This window comes from Candidatus Symbiopectobacterium sp. 'North America' (genome assembly GCF_015762685.1).
In the GTDB taxonomy this organism is placed as follows: Bacteria; Pseudomonadota; Gammaproteobacteria; order Enterobacterales; family Enterobacteriaceae; genus Symbiopectobacterium.
The window spans coordinates 56,515-76,700 of sequence record NZ_PEHF01000017.1; the positions used below are offsets into that span (position 1 = coordinate 56,515).

Genomic DNA, 20,186 nt, shown 5'->3' on the forward strand with positions numbered 1-20,186 from the left:
TGTTATCACTGATTTACGTTTGAAAAGACCTATCGCCACGGATGCGCCAGATTGCACTATGATAAAACTGTGTGGGTGTGGCATTGAAACGTTTCGCGAGTGATAAAATCCGCATTGTCTCTTGGGCGTGCAACATATTATTTTCTATGCAAAACGGGGTTTGCTATGCAAGTCATTGTAAATGTGGTGGGCACTATACCCCTTTAATCTAAAATAAAGGATAGTGTAAGCTTGAAATAGCGTGCAATGCCCCAACTAGAAGAAACAGAGGCGCGTGGTCATGGATTTTGGCGAGTCGGTGTCGTTCTTAAGGGATACGTCTAGGTGACCGTGATAGTCAACCGCCGTTATCTCAAGTAGAATCTGATACATGGCACCAAAAGCATTTTATCGAGGAGAGGTGAATGTTATACAGTGGCGAACAAGAAAAATTAGCACCCCAAATGGCTTTGGTGCCGATGGTGGTAGAACAGACTTCGCGCGGGGAACGTTCTTACGATATTTTTTCCCGACTGCTTAAAGAACGCATCATCTTCCTGACGGGTCAGGTGGAAGATCACATCGCCAACCTGATCGTTGCTCAGATGCTTTTCCTGGAAGCCGAAAATCCGGAAAAAGATATTTATCTGTACATCAACTCTCCGGGTGGCGTGATTACCGCAGGGATGTCGATTTACGACACCATGAAATTCATTAAACCGGATGTCAGCACCATCTGTATGGGACAAGCCTGTTCTATGGGGGCTTTCCTGCTCACTGCCGGTGCCAAGGGCAAGCGTTTCTGCCTGCCGAATTCGCGCGTGATGATTCACCAACCGCTGGGGGGATTCCAGGGGCAGGCAACGGATATCGAAATCCATGCGCGTGAAATACTGAAAGTGAAGCAACGTATGAATGAGCTGATGGCTGAACATACGGGCAAACCTCTCGAAGTGATAGATAGTGACACTGAGCGTGACTGTTTCCTCTCTGCCCATGAAGCAGTAGAGTATGGATTGGTTGACGCCGTGATGACACACCGCGAATAACGCCGCCGGCCATAGCGTACCTGTGGTTCACGAATTCGCGCTTGCGCGTGATTCAGGTTGAAGTGATATCGCTGTTGGGCCTGCGGGCAAGAGATAAAAGAAGAGGTTTACTGATGACAGACAAGCGCAAAGACGGTTCAGGGAAGTTGCTGTACTGTTCTTTCTGCGGCAAAAGCCAGCATGAGGTGCGTAAGCTGATTGCCGGGCCGTCAGTGTATATCTGCGATGAATGTGTCGATCTGTGCAATGACATCATTCGCGAAGAGATCAAGGAAGTGGCTCCGCATCGTGAACGCAGTGCGTTACCCACGCCCCATGAAATTCGCCGTCACTTGGATGATTATGTGATTGGTCAGGAGCAGGCGAAAAAGGTTCTGGCGGTTGCGGTTTACAATCACTACAAGCGCTTGCGTAATGGCGACAGTAGCAACGGCATCGAACTGGGCAAGAGTAACATTCTGCTGATTGGCCCGACAGGGAGCGGTAAAACCCTGTTGGCTGAAACGCTGGCCCGTTTCCTGGATGTGCCTTTCACCATGGCGGATGCCACCACGCTGACCGAAGCGGGTTACGTGGGTGAAGATGTGGAAAATATCATCCAGAAGTTGCTGCAAAAATGCGATTACGACGTACAGAAAGCCCAGCGCGGCATTGTGTACATCGACGAAATTGACAAGATTTCACGTAAGTCCGATAACCCCTCCATCACCCGAGACGTGTCGGGCGAAGGCGTGCAGCAGGCTCTGCTGAAATTGATTGAAGGCACCATCGCTGCGGTACCGCCGCAAGGTGGGCGCAAGCACCCGCAACAGGAGTTTTTGCAGGTTGATACCTCCAAGATCCTGTTCATCTGCGGTGGGGCATTTGCTGGTTTGGATAAAGTGATCGAGCAGCGTGTTGATACTGGCCGCGGTATTGGTTTTGCCGCAACGGTGAAGTGCACGGCGCAAAAGGCTACCGAAGGCGAATTGCTGGGCCAGGTAGAACCGGGCGATTTGATCAAGTTCGGCCTGATCCCTGAATTTATTGGCCGTTTACCGGTGGTCGCGACGCTGAGAGAGCTGAGCGAAGATGCGCTGATCCAGATCTTGCGCAAACCGAAAAACGCGCTGACCAAACAGTATCAGGCGCTGTTCAATCTTGAAGGGGTTGAGCTGGAATTCCGTGAAGAAGCGTTAACGGCGATTGCCAAGAAAGCCATGGCGCGTAAAACCGGTGCACGCGGTTTGCGCTCCATCGTGGAAGCGGCGCTGTTGGACACCATGTACGACCTGCCCTCCATGGAGAGCGTCGATAAGGTGGTGATTGATGAGTCGGTGATTGCCGGTCAATCAGAGCCCATGCTGATCTACGGCAAACCTGAAGCGCAGCAGGCGTCTGGCGAATAAATCGTCAATTGCGCGCCTGACAAACGTACCTAAAGGGTCGTTGTCACCAGTCTGAAATGGGAGATTTTATCTCCCATTTTTTTCGCATGTTCTGGTCGTTGAATGTCGGATATTTATCCCCATATACTCCAATACTTGTTGGCGAAACCCGTGACATCCGCGTTTCACGAGATTCCTTTAACCTGGCGGAAACGAAACTAAGAGAGAGCTCTATGAACCCTGAGCGTTCCGAACGCATTGAAATCCCCGTATTGCCGTTGCGCGATGTGGTGGTTTATCCGCACATGGTCATTCCGTTGTTTGTTGGCCGGGAGAAATCGATTCGTTGCCTTGAAGCCGCGATGGATCACGATAAAAAGATCATGTTGGTGGCACAAAAAGAGGCTTCAACGGATGAACCCAGTATTAACGATCTTTTCTCGGTAGGAACGGTCGCCTCCATTCTGCAAATGCTGAAACTGCCGGACGGCACGGTCAAAGTGCTGGTCGAAGGGTTGCAGCGTGCGCGTATCACCACGCTGTCTGACGGTGGTGAACATTTTGCTGCCCAGGCGGAATATCTCTCGTCGCCGGCGATTGAAGAGCGCGAGCAGGAAGTCCTGATGCGCACGGCGGTCAATCAGTTCGAGGGATACATCAAACTGAACAAGAAAATCCCGCCGGAAGTGTTGACCTCGCTGAACAGCATTGAAGATGCAGCACGTCTGGCGGATACCATTGCCGCTCACATGCCGCTGAAACTGGCTGACAAACAGTCCGTGCTGGAAATGTCTGATATTACGGAACGCCTCGAATATCTGATGGCGATGATGGAATCGGAAATCGACCTGTTGCAGGTGGAAAAACGTATTCGCAGTCGCGTGAAAAAGCAGATGGAGAAAAGCCAGCGCGAGTACTACCTCAACGAGCAGATGAAAGCGATTCAGAAAGAGCTCGGTGAGATGGACGATGCGCCAGACGAACATGAAGCGCTGAAACGCAAGATTGAAGCGGCCAAGATGCCGAAAGAAGCGCGGGAAAAAGCCGAAGCAGAACTGCAAAAACTTAAGATGATGTCACCGATGTCCGCTGAGGCGACAGTGGTGCGCAGCTACATCGACTGGATGGTTAAGGTGCCGTGGAATGCGCGCAGCAAGGTGAAAAAAAACCTGGTGAAAGCGCAGGAAACTCTGGATACCGACCACTACGGTCTGGATCGTGTCAAAGAGCGTATTCTTGAATATCTCGCGGTACAAAGCCGTGTCAGAAAAATTAAAGGGCCGATTCTGTGCCTGGTCGGGCCGCCGGGGGTGGGGAAAACCTCACTGGGGCAGTCCATCGCCAAGTCAACGGGGCGTGAGTATGTGCGTATGGCGCTCGGCGGCGTACGTGATGAAGCGGAAATTCGCGGTCACCGTCGTACTTACATCGGCTCACTGCCGGGCAAACTGATCCAGAAGATGGCCAAGGTCGGGGTAAAAAACCCGCTGTTCCTGTTGGATGAGATCGACAAGATGTCGTCTGACATGCGTGGCGATCCGGCGTCGGCACTGCTTGAAGTATTGGATCCCGAGCAGAACGTCACCTTCAACGACCACTATCTGGAAGTGGATTACGATCTGTCCGATGTGATGTTTGTTGCGACCTCTAACTCGATGAACATTCCTGCGCCGTTGCTGGACCGTATGGAAGTGATTCGCCTGTCTAGCTACACCGAGGATGAGAAGCTCAATATTGCCAAGCGCCATTTGCTGCCGAAGCAGATTGAACGCAACGCACTGAAGAAAGGTGAATTGACCGTTGATGACAGCGCTATCTCCGGAATCATCCGTTACTACACGCGTGAAGCTGGCGTGCGCAGTCTGGAACGCGAAATCTCCAAACTGTGCCGTAAAGCGGTAAAAACGCTGCTGATGGATAAAACCGTTAAGCATATTGAAATTACGGGCGATAACCTTAAAGATTTCCTTGGCGTTCAGCGCTTTGACTACGGCCGTGCGGATGAAGAAAACCGCATTGGGCAGGTCACTGGGTTGGCCTGGACGGAAGTGGGCGGTGATTTGCTGACCATTGAAACCGCGTGCGTGCCGGGCAAGGGGAAATTGACCTATACCGGTTCACTCGGGGAAGTGATGCAGGAGTCTATCCAGGCGGCGCTCACCGTGGTGCGTGCCCGTGCTGAACGACTGGGTATCAATGCCGATTTCCATGAAAAACGTGATATCCACGTGCATGTGCCGGAAGGGGCAACGCCCAAAGATGGCCCAAGCGCCGGGATCGCCATGTGTAACGCGCTGGTTTCCTGCTTGACGGGTAACCCGGTGCGTGCCGATGTCGCGATGACCGGGGAAATCACGCTGCGGGGCTTGGTATTGCCGATCGGGGGCTTGAAAGAGAAACTGTTGGCAGCCCATCGCGGTGGCATTAAGACGGTATTGATTCCTGACGAAAACAAACGCGATTTGGAAGAGATTCCGCCGAATGTGATTGCGGACCTGGAGATTCACCCGGTCAAACGTATCGAGGAAGTGCTTGCGTTAGCGTTACAAAACCCGCCAGACGGTATTCAGCCGGAGCCTGTCAAGGCCAAGCGAGCGCCTGCCAAGGCGAAAGCGGTGCCCGCCAAGGCCGCGAAAGAGTGACCTATTGCAAAAAACCTTGAGAAAAATCACGCTGGCAGCAGAAATGGCGCTTGCCAGCGTTTTTTTGTACCGCTAAGTTATGGCACTGTTAGTCTTAGCCAGTACGCTGTGCTAAGGTTTGACAGGATTGAAAAAAGCTACGTGTCGCGTTTTGGGATATTCAGCGTGACAACAGGATTTCAGAGGGGATGAGAGAGTGAACAAGTCACAATTGATCGACAAAATTGCCGCAGATGCTGATATTTCCAAAGCGGCAGCAGGGCGTGTGTTAGATGCAATTATTGGTTCTGTTACCGATTCTCTGAAAGCAGGGGATGACGTTGCACTGGTAGGATTTGGAACGTTCTCTGTGCGTGAGCGTGCAGCTCGCACTGGGCGCAATCCACAAACGGGCAAGGAAATCAGCATTCCAGCAGCAAAAGTACCGGGCTTCCGTGCCGGTAAATCGCTGAAAGACGCCGTTAACTGATTATCTCGTCACAGGTTTGTGCTGTAATCCGAGTACGTTACCAAACATTACCTGACGCCACGGTGTCGGTAAGGTAAGATAAGGGGCGCATCATTTTATGATGTGCCTTTTTTATGACGGGCGAACACTGCCCATCACCCTGCGGGGCGTCACATTGCGGCGTAACGTCTTTCCCACTCATCTCTCTGGCAGTTTATGTTCTGGCATTAAGGTTCGCCAGACGCGCAGGGAAGCTTGGTTTTAGCCAACGCAGGGCGTGTTATCCATACTACAGCGGAGTGTTGTCACATTATGATGGACAATTTACGCGCGGCTGCTAATAACGTCGTGCTGAAAATTATTCTGGGCTTGATCGTCGCCTCCTTCGTATTGACGGGCGTGGGTGATTACCTTATCGGCGGTTCTAACGATTACGCCGCCAAAGTCAACGGGCAGGAAATCGGTCGTGCGCAGTTTGAACAAGCGGTGCAAAACGAGCGTAGCCGCATGCAGGAACAGTTGGGAGAAAACTTTTCCGTGCTGGCAGGCAATGACGGTTATATGCAGCAGATGCGTCAGCAGGTGCTCTCACAACTGATCGATGAAGCGCTGATTGACCAGTATGCCTGTAAGCTCGGGCTCAACATCAGCGATGCCCAGATCAAACAGGCCATATTTGCTGTTCCCGCTTTCCAGACCAACAACCAGTTCGATAACGAAAAGTATCTGGATCAGGTACGCAGTTTGGGCCTGACACCGGATCGCTACGCGGAATTGCTGCGTAAACAACTGGTCGCGCAGCAACTGATTCAGGGGCTGGGCGCGACGCAATTTTCGCTGCCAAAAGAGATCGACAGTCTGGTGGCGCAGGCCGCACAGGATCGTGTGGTGAGAACGGCAACGATTGACGTGGCGGCCATTGCCAAAACGCTGAACGTCACGGATGAAGAGATCAAGGGCTATTACGACAGCAATAAGAGCCGTTTTATCGACCCGGAAGCTTTCAAAGTCAGCTATCTGTTGCTGGATGCCGCACGCGTTATGGACAGTGTGAAAATCACTGATGCTGATATCGCGGCGTTTTACGAGAAGAATAAGCAAGAGTTTACCCGACCTGAGCGCAAGCGCTTTAGCGTGATTCAACTGAAAACCGAGGCGGACGCCCGTGCCGTGTTGGATGAACTGAAAAACGGTGCCGATTTTGCCGCGCTGGCAAAAGAAAAATCGCAGGATGTGGTATCGCGTCGTAACGGTGGCGATCTGGGTTGGATGGATGCCAATGCCACGGTCGATGAATTGCAGCAGGCAAAACTGACCGAAAAAGGCCAACTCTCCGAGCCGGTAAAATCCTCTGTGGGTTACCTGATCGTGCGTCTGGATGACATTCAGGCCGCGCAGGTTAAACCGTTGAGTGCGGTGCGCGATGACATTTCGGTCAGAGCAAAACGTGAAAAAGCGCTGGATGAATTCTTTGCCCTGCAACGTAAAGTCAGCGAAGCGGCAAGCAATGACAATGAGTCGCTAGCATCGGCGGAAGAGGCTACGGGGCAAAAAGCCACTGAGACGGCCTGGTTTAGTCACGATCAAGTGCCTGCTGAGTTGAACTTCCCGCAGGTGACGCAGGCTATTTTCGGCGGCACCCTGTTAGGCGATAACGGTGCACCGGGAAGCAACTCCGATGTGATCGGTGTTGATGGCGATCGTGCGATCGTGATGCGTATCACCGATCACCGTGCAGAAACGCCGTGTCCTCTGGATCAGGTGCGTGACGAGATTGTACAGGTGCTGAAAGTGCAGAAAGTGCAGCAGCAGGCTAACCTACAGGCTGAAAAAATTGTGGTTGACCTGAAACAAGGCAAAGAGGACTCGCTGAAAACAGCCAACCTCAGCTTTGGCGAGCCAGAGACCCTGTCCTCCGTTTCTCAGGGCAATGTGTTGGCAGAAAGCGTGTTTGCCTTGCCTGTGCCGCAAAAGGACAAGGTGAGCTACGGTGTTGCACGCGATCAGGCGGGCAATGTGGTGCTGGTTGCGCTGGACAGCGTTAAACCCCACACCATCACTGATGAGCAAAAAGCACAGTTTTCCAGCCAGGTTGAGCAGAGCGCAGTGACAACGCTGTTTGATACCCTGGTTTCCAGCCTGCGCACCGAAGCGACCATCAAATTAGGTGCCGCCGCTCAGGAGCAGCAACCGCAGTAAGCGCAGCCAACGCATCTGCAACTTGAAGTATGAAGGGTATATGCATTAATTTGTAATCCGCTGTAATAACAAAAGGCTGCTGACGCGGCCTTTTCCACATTTAAACACTGTGGTTTGTGCGATCTCCCTTATTTCGGCACCCTGTACCTGCCAATTAATCAATAGGGAGATACCGTATGAAAAAGAAAGGAATGTCTGCGCTGTGTTTGTGTCTGGCCCTGGGGTTATCCGCTTTTACGAGCGGGGCTCTGGCGAAAACGGGAGATGAGGCAACAAACGGTGGTGCCTCATCGCCAACGTCACAGGCAATAGAGTCGACGCAGGAAACGGTGAATATCAATACGGCGACCGTGCAGCAATTGACCCAGCTACAAGGGATAGGGGCGCGCAGAGCGGAGGCGATAGTTCAATATCGCGATGAGAATGGTCCTTTTACCGACATTGCACAGTTGCAGGAAGTGCCCGGCATCGGGCCGACGCTGATTGAGAATAACCGGGCCCGCCTCGTGTTGTAAGCGTCAGATACGTTGTGATCCTGCTCTCTGATGCCATGCCTGCACGGCAGTGAGGTTATTCACTGCCGTTATTTTCTGCTAACCTTACCAGTAGGTCCAACCAGTTCGTGGCGTTAATCTGTTGAGGAGTGGTTACGTGGTGCATACCTTTATTACCGTTCGCGGCTTTCACATCGATGCCTATCAGCATGTCAATAACGCACGCTATCTGGAGTTTATGGAGGAGGCGCGTTGGCAATGGCTGGAGAATTTGCCCGCTTTCCAGTGGATGCAACAGCACGGCATTGCGTTTATCGTGGTCAATATCAACATCAATTATCGTACCCCAGCGGTATTAGGGGACGTGTTGCGTATCGAAAGTGCGTTGTTGCACCTGAATGCCAAAAGTGGGGTGATTAGCCAAAAGATGGTGCGTACTACGCATGAGGCTGCGGTGGCCGATGCTACCTTAACCTTTTTCTGTATCGATCTGACGACGCAAAAGGCATTGCCGCTGGAAGGCGAGCTGTTGTTGCATTTGCAGGCGTTTATGCAGCCACCATCATCCGATGATTCAGCGCTAGCCTAGTGAGTGCGGCGGGGGAGAGGCGAGCCTGCTCACCCCGCTATCCGGTTGACCTTATTGCAAACTGGTTTTGCGTTGCATTGACGCCATCACGCCGACGCGATCCTGTTGATACTGCGCTAAGAAATTTGCTCGCAAATGACAGGCTGCACAGTGGCCGCAACCGTCGCCTTGAATCCCGTTGTAGCAGGTCAGCGTCTGGTTGCGTACTGTATCCAGATGGTGGTAATGGTCAGCCAACGCCCAGGTTTCCGCCTTGTTGAGCCACATGAGCGGCGTAACAAACTGAATATCACGGGCGATGCCGAGCACGATAGCGTGATTCAGGGCTTTGACAAACTCATCGCGGCAGTCAGGGTAGCCCGAAAAGTCGGTCTCACAGACGCCAGTGATCACCGCTTCAGCGCCGACCTGATAGGCGTAAATGGCTGCCAGCGTAAGAAACAGAATATTGCGTCCGGGCACGAATGTACTCGGAATACCGGACGCAGAGGCGTCGTAATCGGGTACGGCAATATTGTCGCGCGTCAGGCTACTGACAGCCAATTCATTGAGTAAACCGACATCCAGCACTTTGTGTGCTTTGGCACCCAATTGGTTTGCAAGCGCGCGCGCAATATCGATTTCCGCACGGTGGCGCTGACCGTAGTCGAATGTGACACAGTGCACTTCATCATACAGGCTGAGTGCCTGAATCAGACAGGTGGTGGAATCCTGCCCGCCGCTAAAAACGACAACCGCGCGTTTTGTCATTGCTCTACCTTTGATGCTCAAGGGCGATATGCCCAGTGTGCCATAAGAGGTACATGCTATAGCAAAAACGCGTCGTTTTCAGCGTTAACTCGTTATCAGGCTAAAATCAGCTCTCGTTGATTCTGTGGTTGCCCCGCGTTCAGTTGCGCCAGATACGGGCTGATATCGCCGATGTTTTGCACTACCCATTCGGCATTGTAATAGGTATCCAGATAACGCTCCCCGCTGTCACACAGCAAGGTGACAATCGCCCCTTGTTGATCCTGCCCACGCATTTGGTTAGCCAGTTGCAACATGCTCCAGACGTTAGTGCCAGTGGATGCGCCGACCTTGCGTCCCAGAATACTCTCCAGCCAATACAGTGTGGCAATGCTGGCTGCATCCGGCACCTGCATCATGCTGTCGATCACGTCAGGAATAAAAGAGGGTTCTGCGCGTGGGCGATCAATTCCCTCAATTTTACTGCCACAGTGTCCCGTCAGGGTGCGGTCGCGTTGATGATAGTAATCAAAAAACGCCGAGTTCTGCGGATCGACCACCATCAACTGTGAGTCGATACCCTGATAGCGAATATAGCGACCTAAGGTGGCAGAAGTGCCGTCAGTACCCGCACTCATCACTATGTAATCGGGAACCGGATAGGGTTCACGCGCCATCTGGCGGAAAATATTGTCAGCAATATTGTTATTGCCGCGCCAATCGGTAGCGCGTTCGGCGTAGGTAAACTGATCCATATAGTGTCCGCTCAGTTCACGAGTCAGTTGCTCCGATTCCGCATAAATCTGGCTGGATTGCTCAACGAAGTGGCAGTGTCCACCGTAGGTAGAAGGCAATCTGCTCCACTTTGCGTTTGGCTGTGCAACTGGGCATAACGGCAATAAAAGGCAGGCCCAACAGACGAGCAAAATAGGCTTCCGAGATGGCGGTGCTGCCGGAAGACGCTTCAATAATGGGGGTACCTTCTTTAATCCAGCCGTTGCATAAGCCATAAAGAAATAGCGACCGTGCCAGACGATGTTTCAGGCTGCCGCTTGGGTGCGTGCTTTCATCTTTGAGATAGAAGTAAATCCCTGGATAGTGCGGTAATGTCAGGCGAATCAGATGGGTATCGGCTGAACGCTGAAAATCCGCTTCTATAGCGCTAATGGCCTGTTTCACCTATGCCGTTGTCATGATATTGCTCTCTTTGCCTGCTTTGCATTTATAGTGATAACCTATCTGGTTTTGTGGAAAAAAGGATTGTTTTTTTAACTTCAATTGATGGTTGAAGGAGTTTTTTTCTTTTTTATTTCTTTATTGGGGATTTATTTTCTTCTGTTTTGGTTTTTTATGGAAATTAGTCTGTTTTACGGCTCTGGCGAAGGATGATAAACGGAAAAACAGCCGGTTTTTCCGTACTTTAATTGCCTTTTCATTCTGTTGCGCGTGAAATAGGGGAAAAATGATTCTGGAATGCCGCTATGCTGGATAAAATCGATCGTGCGCTGCTTAACCTGTTGCAACACGACTGCACCTTGTCGTTGCAAACGCTGGCCGATGCGGTGCATTTGACATCGACCCCCTGCTGGAAACGTCTAAAACGTCTGGAAGAAGAAGGCTATATCCGTGCTCGCGTTGCGCTGCTGGATAACGAACGTCTGGGGCTTGGGTTGACGGCTTTTGTGTTATTAAAAACGCAGCAACACAACAGTGCCTGGTATGAAAAATTTTCCCAGGTAGTGTCGGATATGCCCGAAGTCTTGTCATTTTATCGCATGGCGGGAGAGTACGATTACCTGATGCAGGTTCAGGTCGCTGACATGAAAAGCTATGATAATTTTTACAAACGTCTGGTCAGCGGCATTCCTGGCCTGATTGATGTGAGCTCCAGCTTTGCCATGGAGCGGATAAAGCACACCACTGCACTCCCGATCGTGCCATGATGGATCTCCTCTCTGAGATTCTGCCTTCGGGCCAGTGCGAGCGCTGTTCAAAACGTTAAGGTTTTGTCCTGCAACCCGAATTATTTCGGGTATAAATGATGACGCGCATAAGCTTTCTGTATAATAACCTTGTGATGTTTCGCAGCCCTTTCTGAAAAATGGAATAACAACAGCGTGCGACTTTTTGCTCAATTGGCCTGGTATTTTCGTCGAGAATGGCGGCGATACCTCGGGGCCGTGGTTCTTCTTATTATTATCGCCATCCTGCAACTGCTGCCACCCAAGCTGGTTGGGGTGATTGTGGATGGCGTTACGCATGATGTGATGCCCGCGGCGACGGTGATGAAATGGATCGGCGTGATGCTGCTGATCGCGGTTATGGTTTATCTGTTGCGCTATGTGTGGCGCATCTTTTTGTTTGGCGCTTCATACCAGCTGCTGTGGAGTTGCGCGACGATTTCTACTGCCAGTTGAGCCGCCAGCATCCTGCCTTTTATCTGCGCCATCGCACCGGCGATCTGATTGCCCGAGCAACCAACGATGTCGATCGTGTGGTGTTTGCTGCTGGTGAAGGCGTGTTGACGCTGGTGGATTTCATGGTAATGGGATGCGCAGTGTTGGTTGTGATGAGTACCCAAATCAGCTGGCAGCTTAAGCTGTTGGCGCTGTTGCCGATGCCCATCATGGCGTTAGTGATCAAACACTATGGTACGCAGTTGCATCAGCGTTTTAAGGGCGCACAGGCGGCGTTCTCTTCGCTTAACGATCAGGCGCAAGAAAGCCTTACCAGCATTCGCATGATTAAGGCCTTTGGGTTGGAGGATTATCAGTCCAGCCGGTTCGCGGCAGTGGCTGAGGATGCGGGGCAAAAAAACATGCACGTGGCCCGGGTAGATGCGGGTTTTGATCCAACGATTTATATCGCTGTCGGTTTCTCGCATTTGCTTGCCGTTGGCGGCGGCAGTTGGATGATTATTCAGGGGACGTTGACGTTAGGGCAACTGACCAGTTTTGTGATGTATCTGGGCCTGATGATTTGGCCGATGCTGGCACTGGCGTGGATGTTTAACATCGTGGAGCGCGAGAGTGCAGCTTACGGGCATATTCGCCAACTGTTGATGAAGTACCGGTGGTGGCAGACGGCGATGCATTTCTGCCTCAGGGCCGCGGTAGCCTTGATGTTGATATTCGCGCCTTTGCTTATCCGCAACAATCGCGCCCGGTACTCGACCGGGTGGCGTTCTCGCTCGCACCGGGCAACATGCTGGGACTGTGTGGCCCCACCGGTTCCGGTAAAAGCACGCTGTTGGCCTTGATCCTGCGCCATTACGATTTCGATGACGGCGAGATTCGCTTTCATGGTCTCCCGCTTGCGACGCTGAAGCTGGATAGCCTGCGCCAACGTTTCGCGGTGGTCGGCCAAACGTCATTTTTGTTCTCCGACACCGTGGCGAACAATATTGCACTCGGGAACCCCAGCGCCACGCTGGCGCAGATTCAACATGCTGCGCGTCTGGCCAGCGTCCATGACGACATTACGCGCTTACCGTAAGGTTATGAAACCCAAGTGGGGGAACGCGGCGTGATGCTCTCTGGTGGACAAAAACAGCGTATTGCCATTGCGCGCGCGCTGCTGTTGGACGCGGAGATATTGGTTCTTGATGATGCGCTGTCGGAGGTTGATGGGCGCACTGAGCACCATATTTTGCAAAACCTGAAACGTTGGGGAGAGAAACGTACCCTGATTATCAGCGCCCACCGGCTTTCAGCACTCACTGAAGCCGACGAAATTCTGGTTTTACAGCAGGGTAGCGTGTCGCAGCGCGGTAGCCACGGCGCATTAGCGTCGCAAGTCGGATGGTATCGCGACATGTTTCGCTATCAGCAGTTAGAGGCGGCGCTGGATGAAGAGCCGGTCAAGGGAGAGATGACAATTGACTAACGCAAAGCGGTTATGGCCGACGTTGAAGCGGCTATTGGCGTATGGTTCCCCCTGGCGGAAATCCCTGATGTTGGGCGTGGTGATGCTCTGGGTGGCGGCCGCTGCTGAGGTGGCTGGGCGCGCACTGGTAAGCTATTTCATCGATAACCTGGTGGCAAAAGGCAATGTTCCTCTGGCACTGGCAGGAGGCTTGGCGGCGGTCTATATCCTGCTGCAATTGTCCGCCGCACTATTGCATTACGTGCAATCGCTGTTGTTCAACCGCATTGCGGTAGGGGTGGTGCAACAATTGCGTATTGATGTGATGGATGCTGCGTTGCGTCAACCGCTGAGTACCTTTGATACACAGCCGGTGGGACAACTGATTTCTCGCGTTACCAACGATACCGAGGTGGTGCGCGATCTGTATGTCACCGTGGTTTCCACCGTGCTGCGCAGCATGGCGCTGATCGGTGCCATGCTGGTAGCCATGTTCACACTCGATTGGCGCATGGCGCTGATTGCCGTGATGATCTCCCCGCAGAGGCTATTGTGATGGCGGTCTATCAGCATTTCAGTACGCCGATTGTGCGGCGTCTGCGCCGTTATCTGGCAGATATTAACGATGGTTTTAATGAAGCTATCTCGGGGATGGCTGTGATCCAGAAATTTCGCCAACAGTCACGGTTTGGTGAGAAACTGGGTGCTTCAAGTCGCGTGCATTTTCAGGCGCGGATGCAGACGCTGCGTCTGCTATTGAGCCTGTTTTCCGCCATGGTGCTGTGTGGGCTGTTGATTCAGTTTGGTTTTAGCTCGGTGGGAACGGTAGGCGCTGGCGTGCTCTATGCCTTTATCAGCTATCTGGGGCGTCTTAACGAGCCGCTGATTGCGCTGACCACCCAGCATTCCATGTTGCAGCAGGCGGTGGTTGCCGGTGAGCGTATCTTTGAACTGATGGATGCGGTGCAGCAGTCCTACGGTGATGATTCGCGCCCGTTAGCGGCGGGCAGCATCGAGATGGACAACGTTTCTTTTTCCTACCGGGATAATCAGCGCGTCCTGGACCATATCAGCGTGCAGGTGCCGGCGCGCGGCTTTGTGGCGATGGTGGGGCACACCGGTAGCGGCAAGAGTACGTTAGCGAGTTTGCTGATGGGGTATTATCAGCCGGATGAAGGGGAGATTCGGTTGGATGACCGTCCGCTGACGTCGCTATCCCATCAGGCATTACGACAAAATGTCGCAATGGTGCAACAAGACCCCATGGTACTGGCGGATTCACTTTATGCCAACGTTACGCTGGGGCGTGATATTCCTGAAGATGAAGTGTGGCACGTGCTGGAGATTGTACAACTCACTGCGCTGGCAACGGCACTGCCCAAAGGCATACATAGCACCATTGGCGAGCAAGGCAATACGCTTTCTGTGGGACAGAAGCAGCTTCTTTCTCTGGCCCGTGTGTTGGTGAAACCGCCCAAAATACTGATTCTCGACGAGGCGGCGGCCAACATTGATTCCGGTACCGAGCAAGCGGTTCAGCGCGCATTGCGTCTTATCCGTCGCCACACCACGTTGGTGGTGATTGCGCATCGTCTTTCCACTGTGGTCGAGGCTGATAACATACTGGTGCTACATCATGGTGAAACGGTGGAGCAGGGTACGCACGAGCAATTATTGCAACGTCGCGGGCGTTACTACCAGATGTATCAACTGCAACTGGCTGCCAGCGAGGATGAACCCGTTTCCGCCATCTGACCTAAGGCATACTGCCTGTTGTGCTGGCTTTTTATCCTCGCACCATCAACAGGCAGATGATTTTCATTTTTCCGTCCTATGCACCGCAATTACGCGCAATGCACCAAATTGATGCATTACGTGTGCGCAACATCACATCTTTATCCTTTCCTTTTACTTCTCCAGGCAGGTTCCACGTTATTTCCCTGTGCAATTATCGGTTCCTATCATTTATGGCACAGCCTTTGCTTTATCCCAGTCGTGAAGGTTATTCGAAATGGTGGCGGGCGTAAGTCTGAACTTAATTGGTAAGGGGAAGATAATAAAACTGGTTACTGTGGTGATAAAACCATTCAAGCTGGAAGATGTGTGAGAAGCCTTATCTTCTGTCGGCATCCAGGGGCTCACCGTCACTTAGGTAAAGGGATTTGGACGCCAGAAAGGCCATGCTGAGCTGTATCGCGGCGCTGAATATAGCGTCAACTTTTTGCCGAAAGTGAAAATTGATATTGCCATCGCTGACGATCAGGTTGATGAAATCGTTGATGTGATTAGTAAAGCGGCTTACACCGGTAAAATTGGCGACGGTAAGATTTTTGTTGCTGAACTGCAACGCGTTATCCGTATTCGTACGGGCGAAACTGACGACGCCGCACTGTAATGCTCGCTGACGAAAAATTGGGATGGATGAAAATACGTGTCTCTTCATTATTAGGCCTTGCCGCCGCAGCGTTACTTCCGTCGCTGGCAATGGCCGCTGATACACCGGCAATCGATAAAGCGGACAACGCTTTTATGATGATTTGTACCGCGCTGGTACTGTTCATGACGCTGCCCGGCATTGCGCTGTTCTAAGGCGGCCTGATTCGCTCTAAAAACGTGCTCTCCATGCTGACGCAGGTTACCGTAACGTTAGCTATGGTGTGTGCTGTGGGTTATCTACGGTTACAGCATGGCTTTTGCGACCGGTAATGCCTTCTTTGGCGGCCTGGATATGTTCATGCTTAAAGGCATTGAGCTGACATCACAATCCGGTACGATTTATCAACTGATTCACGTCGCTTTCCAGGTTTCCTTCGCGTGCATTACTGTCGCGCTGGTGGTGGGGGCGATTGCTGAACGTATCCGTTTCTCTGCGGTGCTGATTTTTGCCGCTATCTGGCTGACGTTCTCTTACCTGCCGTTGACGCACATGGTCTGGGGCGGTGGTTTCCTGGTGGCTGATGGCGCGCTGGACTTCGCAGGCGGTACTGTGGTGCACATCAATGCCGCTGTTGCGGGGTTGACCGGTGCTTATCTGCTGGGCAAACGTGCCGGTTTCGGTAAAGAAGCCTTCAAACCGCACAACCTGCCGATGGTGTTTACCGGCACGGCTATCCTCTATATCGGTTGGTTCGGTTTCAACGCAGGCTCTGCCGCTGCTGCGAACGAAATTGCCGGTCTGGCATTCCTGAACACTGTAGTTGCGACCGCGGGTGCGATTCTGGCGTGGGTTATAGGTGAGTGGATGGCGCGTGGTAAGCCTTCTCTGCTGGGTGCTTGTTCCGGTTGTATCGCAGGCCTGGTTGCTATCACGCCCGCCGCGGGAACCGTGGGGGTGGGTGGTGCGCTGATCATCGATCTGGTCGGTGGTTTCGCTGGCCTGTGGGGCGTAACGGTACTGAAAAGATGGCTGTGCGTGGATGACCCGTGTGACGTGTTCGGTGTGCACGGCGTGTGCGGTATCGTTGGTTGTATCCTGATGGGGATATTCACCTCTGCTTCTCTGGGCGGCACGGGCTACGCGAAAGGCGTTACCATGGCGCATCAGGTTTGGGTACAGCTGTTCAGCGTGATCGTCGCGTTCATCTGGTCCGGTGTTGCTGCCTTCATCGCATTCAAAGTAGCAGACCTGGCCGTTGTCCTACTCACACCGTCATTCCCGCGAAAGCGGGAATCTCTTACCCGCTAAATGCGTTTATTCTTTTAGAGATCCCCGGCTTTCGCCGAGGATGACGAGAGGGAAGACAAGGATGACGAGGGGGAAAGTGACTTTGTTATCACGTCTGGCGCGGGCTTTGGCCCGCGTTTTTTGCTTAGGATTGAGTGAGCAAGTCATCTCTTTTTAGGACGCATCATGCCGCCTTATCACCCCCTTCTTGTATCGTTGAGGCCACCAGAATCCCGTCGCGGGTGTAGAACTGTCCACGAACGAAGCCACGGGCACCTGAAGCTGATGTACTTTCCACGGTGTAGAGCACAGTCATCAAGGCGGAAAGGGCGGTGGAACCACATCGAGTGGTCAATGGTTGCGACTTGCATAGCCGGCTCAAGGAATCCGACGCCGTGCGGTTGCAATGCGGTGAGCAGGAAATTGCAGTCCGATGTGTAACCGAGCAGGTATTTATGAATGCGCTCGTCATCGGGCATGGTGCCATTGGCTCGGCACCATACGTGGCGCACGGGTTCATCCACGTGGCCTTTGAGTGGGTTATGGAATTTTACCGAACGCATTTCGATGGCACGTTGTTGCAGAAATTTGTCACGAAACTGTTCAGGCAGTAAATGTACCATGCTCTGCGCAATCTCTTGTTCTGAAGGCAAGGATTCTGGCCCAGGGACTTCAGGCATGGTGTTTTGATGTTCAAAGCCGCTCTCCTGGCGTTGAAAAGAGGCGGTCATAAAAAAGATAGGCTTACCGTTTTGGATGGCGCTGACACGTCGTGCGCTAAAACTGTTGCCATCGCGCAGGTTCTGCACATCGTAGACAATGGGTTTTCGGCTGTCTCCCGGCAATAAAAAGTAGCTGTGGAAGGAGTGCAACCCTCGACCCGCTTCGACGGTCTGTTTGGTCGCATACAGTGCCTGACCGACCACCTGCCCGCCGAACACTTGGCGTAGCCCTAAATCTTCGCTTTGTCCCCGGAAGAGTCCTTCCTCAATCTTTTCCAACTTCAGCAATTCGAGAAGATGCTGTAGTGCATGGCTCATGGATGCTCTCCCTTGGTGGAAATAAGTGTTGTTAACGTATAACGGTAAGTCATCAAGCTTCAGCATCGGCATTTTCGAAAAATGATAAATTCAAAATGTTGAACGCTGCTAAATGGCCAATGTGGGTCATACTTTCATTATCGCGTCAGTGTAAGCATGTAGCGCAAAACGTTTCTGTTGTGCATTGCAGCTAATTCCTGACGTCGTTACAGACAATAACGAAAGGAGACTCGCCAATGAAATTATGGCATATCTTAGGTGGTATCACGTTATCTGTCGTGTTGACTGGCGCGGCATCAGCAGCGACAACGGTCACCGATTCTCCGGCCGCTGTACAAACCCAGCTTGCCATGCCTGCGGTCAGCTGTACCATTAATCTGCATCAGCGCATCGCACTGCCGCCTAATGCAGCCTTAACGGTTACCGTTTCTGATGCCAGCGTGTCGGATGCGCCGTCGCGCGTGCTGGCGCAAAAAGTGGCGTGGAAGGACGGGAAACAGGCTCCGTTTATCTTCTACTTGCCGTATAACCCTGCCGACGTACAGCCGAATGCGCGTATCCTGCTTAGCGCAGCGGTGACCATCGATAACCGCGTGGTGATGGCAACGCAGGACATTCCCGCTGTGATCACCAACGGTGTAACGCGTGCGGATCTGCTGTTGATTCCGGTGGAGTCAGTGGCACTGCCAACGCATTCGCAGGGCGGCTTATTGAACCCCAGTGCTCATACACCGTTAAACACTGAGGGATAACACCTCATGGCTCTCAGGGCGTTTTGCCCTGCCAGCCATAGCGAGTGAGATCGATCTTGCCCTGACGCGCAAAGGTTACCCCTTCGGCTCTGAGCGCTGGCGAATGTAATCCGGGCCAGTCAGCGAAATTTCACCATGACGATTTATTACCCGATGCCAGGGAAGCGAGCTGCCTTCGGGCAGCTTTTTTAATACTCCGCCGACCTGGCGGGCAGCGCGTGCGGAACCCGCCAGGCGGGCCACCTACCCGTAGGTGGTAACCTTGCCCCAGGGGGTGGCTGCTACGATATGAAAAACGCGCTGGCGAAAGTTATCCTGCTCCATCGCTTCTCCTGTGAATATTACGATGAATCAACATAGTGGCATAGGTGCACGGGCTTGCAAACGTGTGTTTCGCCGGTCGAGAAACTGAAATCGAATAAGAAAACAACGGTCGGCTGCGGTCAACTTGCAATTGAGGTGCGCATACCCGATAATGCCCACACTCTGTACCACGCAGAGCCAACGAATCAATGGAGGCCCTGTCGGTTCTCCCGCAACATTACCCTGTGGACTCGGTCAGGTCCGGAAGGAAGCAGCCGCAGCATGAGACGTGTGTGCCGGGATGTAGCTGGCAGGGCCTCCACCCTTTATATTCACTGCTTTTTTATTTTCCGCGCTTTTTTATTCTTATTCTCTTCATTCTGTTCTGCGTATTGAATACGTTTATTGATGACATTCCATTGCTGATGAGGTGCTCTATTGGTATTAAAGCGCATGTAGTTAAGCGTGCTTTGTCGATCATTATCTCAAAAACATGATGGCTCTATGTGTGACAAGATATTGTTGCTTTGGGATAAGTAGAAGGATTTCACCGTAGTAAAATAGAATTGCACCAAAAAAAGGCAATAAAAGAAACCTATATTGAGATCAATGCATGTGATTTACAATTGTGATATTTACGTAAGCAAATGGCTTGGAGAGAGTAAAACGCCAGCGATGAAGCTGGCGTAAGATATTCACCCTAAATCATTTAGGTATATACTTGTGATACTTCAATTCGCCTCTGCGCTGCTGCATACACTTGCCCAAATCGCTCACTTGAGTATGTTCATCAGGATTTTATCACTTGCTGCCAGGCTAAAAATCGAATTATTCAAGGTATACCCGTCATACTTCAAGTTGCAGGTGTGTTGGCTGCACTCGCTCACCCGAATCACTTACTTAAGTAAGTGATTCGGGATTCCCTCATTTGCCGCCTTCCTGCAACTCGAATTATTTAGGGTATATAAACGGATCTTCCCCTATCATGGTGGCACACACCCTTAATCAAGTATAATTATCTATACTTGTACCTTCCCAAAGGAGGTATTTATGCGCCCCACATCCCT

The 20,186-nt window shown here is 52.1% G+C and carries 10 protein-coding genes, 1 other RNA gene and 7 pseudogenes; 14 read left to right on the forward strand and 4 right to left on the reverse strand.

The features are described from left to right. The first annotated feature begins 404 nt into the window (after positions 1-404). The 7 genes from clpP to CS369_RS03860 all read left to right on the forward strand — a co-directional run bounded on the left by clpP (position 405) and on the right by CS369_RS03860 (position 8,767). Positions 405-1,028 (forward strand): ATP-dependent Clp endopeptidase proteolytic subunit ClpP, encoded by a 624-nt coding sequence (gene clpP, locus CS369_RS03830; RefSeq protein WP_196906055.1) that lies wholly within the window; start codon positions 405-407, stop codon positions 1,026-1,028. A gap of 113 nt (positions 1,029-1,141) precedes the next feature. Further along, complete coding sequence (gene clpX / locus CS369_RS03835) at positions 1,142-2,416, forward strand: ATP-dependent protease ATP-binding subunit ClpX (RefSeq protein ID WP_196906057.1); 1,275 nt, start codon at positions 1,142-1,144, stop codon at positions 2,414-2,416. A 212-nt stretch (positions 2,417-2,628) separates the two neighbouring features. Beyond that, complete coding sequence (lon, locus tag CS369_RS03840) at positions 2,629-5,037, forward strand: endopeptidase La (RefSeq protein WP_196906059.1); 2,409 nt, start codon at positions 2,629-2,631, stop codon at positions 5,035-5,037. A 196-nt stretch (positions 5,038-5,233) separates the two neighbouring features. Then, positions 5,234-5,506, forward strand: coding sequence for a nucleoid-associated protein HU-beta (gene hupB, locus CS369_RS03845; RefSeq protein WP_195315237.1), 273 nt, complete (start codon positions 5,234-5,236; stop codon positions 5,504-5,506). Between the two features lie 291 nt (positions 5,507-5,797). Beyond that, the gene (ppiD, locus tag CS369_RS03850) at positions 5,798-7,684 is read left to right on the forward strand and encodes a peptidylprolyl isomerase (protein ID WP_196906060.1); all 1,887 of its coding nucleotides are present in this window, start codon (positions 5,798-5,800) and stop codon (positions 7,682-7,684) included. A gap of 176 nt (positions 7,685-7,860) precedes the next feature. Continuing rightward, positions 7,861-8,199, forward strand: coding sequence for a ComEA family DNA-binding protein (locus CS369_RS03855; protein ID WP_196906062.1), 339 nt, complete (start codon positions 7,861-7,863; stop codon positions 8,197-8,199). Between the two features lie 139 nt (positions 8,200-8,338). Then, positions 8,339-8,767: a YbgC/FadM family acyl-CoA thioesterase gene (locus CS369_RS03860; protein ID WP_196906068.1), complete on the forward strand. Its 429-nt coding sequence runs from the start codon at positions 8,339-8,341 to the stop codon at positions 8,765-8,767. A gap of 51 nt (positions 8,768-8,818) precedes the next feature. Here CS369_RS03860 and queC read toward each other — a convergent pair whose 3' ends face one another. Both queC and CS369_RS03870 read right to left on the reverse strand, forming a co-directional pair. Beyond that, the gene (gene queC / locus CS369_RS03865; protein ID WP_196906064.1) at positions 8,819-9,517 is read right to left on the reverse strand and encodes a 7-cyano-7-deazaguanine synthase QueC; all 699 of its coding nucleotides are present in this window, start codon (positions 9,515-9,517) and stop codon (positions 8,819-8,821) included. A gap of 95 nt (positions 9,518-9,612) precedes the next feature. Next, positions 9,613-10,675: pseudogene (locus CS369_RS03870) on the reverse strand (PLP-dependent cysteine synthase family protein). Positions 10,676-10,977: 302 nt separating this feature from the next. Here CS369_RS03870 and CS369_RS03875 point away from each other — a divergent pair. The 5 genes and pseudogenes from CS369_RS03875 to amtB all read left to right on the forward strand — a co-directional run bounded on the left by CS369_RS03875 (position 10,978) and on the right by amtB (position 17,045). Further along, a complete protein-coding gene (locus CS369_RS03875) occupies positions 10,978-11,439 on the forward strand; it encodes an Lrp/AsnC family transcriptional regulator (RefSeq protein ID WP_196906065.1) in 462 nt (153 codons plus the stop codon). Positions 11,440-11,613: 174 nt separating this feature from the next. Beyond that, positions 11,614-13,381: pseudogene (locus tag CS369_RS03880) on the forward strand (SmdA family multidrug ABC transporter permease/ATP-binding protein). Beyond that, positions 13,374-15,115: pseudogene (locus tag CS369_RS03885) on the forward strand (SmdB family multidrug efflux ABC transporter permease/ATP-binding protein). The pseudogenes CS369_RS03880 and CS369_RS03885 overlap by 8 nt, the downstream one beginning before the upstream one ends. A gap of 373 nt (positions 15,116-15,488) precedes the next feature. Continuing rightward, a pseudogene (locus CS369_RS03890) lies at positions 15,489-15,755 on the forward strand (P-II family nitrogen regulator). Positions 15,756-15,781: 26 nt separating this feature from the next. After that, positions 15,782-17,045: pseudogene (gene amtB, locus CS369_RS03895) on the forward strand (ammonium transporter AmtB). 163 nt (positions 17,046-17,208) lie between these two features. Here amtB and tesB read toward each other — a convergent pair. Next, positions 17,209-18,064: pseudogene (gene tesB / locus CS369_RS03900) on the reverse strand (acyl-CoA thioesterase II). A 236-nt stretch (positions 18,065-18,300) separates the two neighbouring features. Here tesB and CS369_RS03905 point away from each other — a divergent pair. Next, positions 18,301-18,816, forward strand: a complete 516-nt coding sequence (locus CS369_RS03905; RefSeq protein ID WP_196906067.1) for a YbaY family lipoprotein — start codon at positions 18,301-18,303, stop codon at positions 18,814-18,816. A 13-nt stretch (positions 18,817-18,829) separates the two neighbouring features. Here the strand turns inward: CS369_RS03905 and CS369_RS03910 are convergent. Continuing rightward, positions 18,830-19,140 (reverse strand): annotated as a pseudogene (locus CS369_RS03910) (MGMT family protein). A gap of 198 nt (positions 19,141-19,338) precedes the next feature. Between CS369_RS03910 and ffs the strand changes: the two are divergent. Next, positions 19,339-19,435: signal recognition particle sRNA small type (gene ffs / locus CS369_RS03915), an RNA gene on the forward strand. Positions 19,436-20,186 lie beyond the last annotated feature (751 nt).

What these genes read in the sequence shown, in the direction of transcription:
- clpP (WP_196906055.1), top strand. Translation starts at nt 405, where the DNA reads ATGTTATACAGTGGCGAACAAGAAAAATTAGCACCCCAAATGGCTTTG.
- clpX (WP_196906057.1), top strand. Translation starts at nt 1,142, where the DNA reads ATGACAGACAAGCGCAAAGACGGTTCAGGGAAGTTGCTGTACTGTTCT.
- lon (WP_196906059.1), top strand. Translation starts at nt 2,629, where the DNA reads ATGAACCCTGAGCGTTCCGAACGCATTGAAATCCCCGTATTGCCGTTG.
- ppiD (WP_196906060.1), top strand. Translation starts at nt 5,798, where the DNA reads ATGATGGACAATTTACGCGCGGCTGCTAATAACGTCGTGCTGAAAATT.
- CS369_RS03855 (WP_196906062.1), top strand. Translation starts at nt 7,861, where the DNA reads ATGAAAAAGAAAGGAATGTCTGCGCTGTGTTTGTGTCTGGCCCTGGGG.
- queC (WP_196906064.1), bottom strand. Translation starts at nt 9,517, where the DNA reads ATGACAAAACGCGCGGTTGTCGTTTTTAGCGGCGGGCAGGATTCCACC.
- CS369_RS03875 (WP_196906065.1), top strand. Translation starts at nt 10,978, where the DNA reads ATGCTGGATAAAATCGATCGTGCGCTGCTTAACCTGTTGCAACACGAC.
- CS369_RS03905 (WP_196906067.1), top strand. Translation starts at nt 18,301, where the DNA reads ATGAAATTATGGCATATCTTAGGTGGTATCACGTTATCTGTCGTGTTG.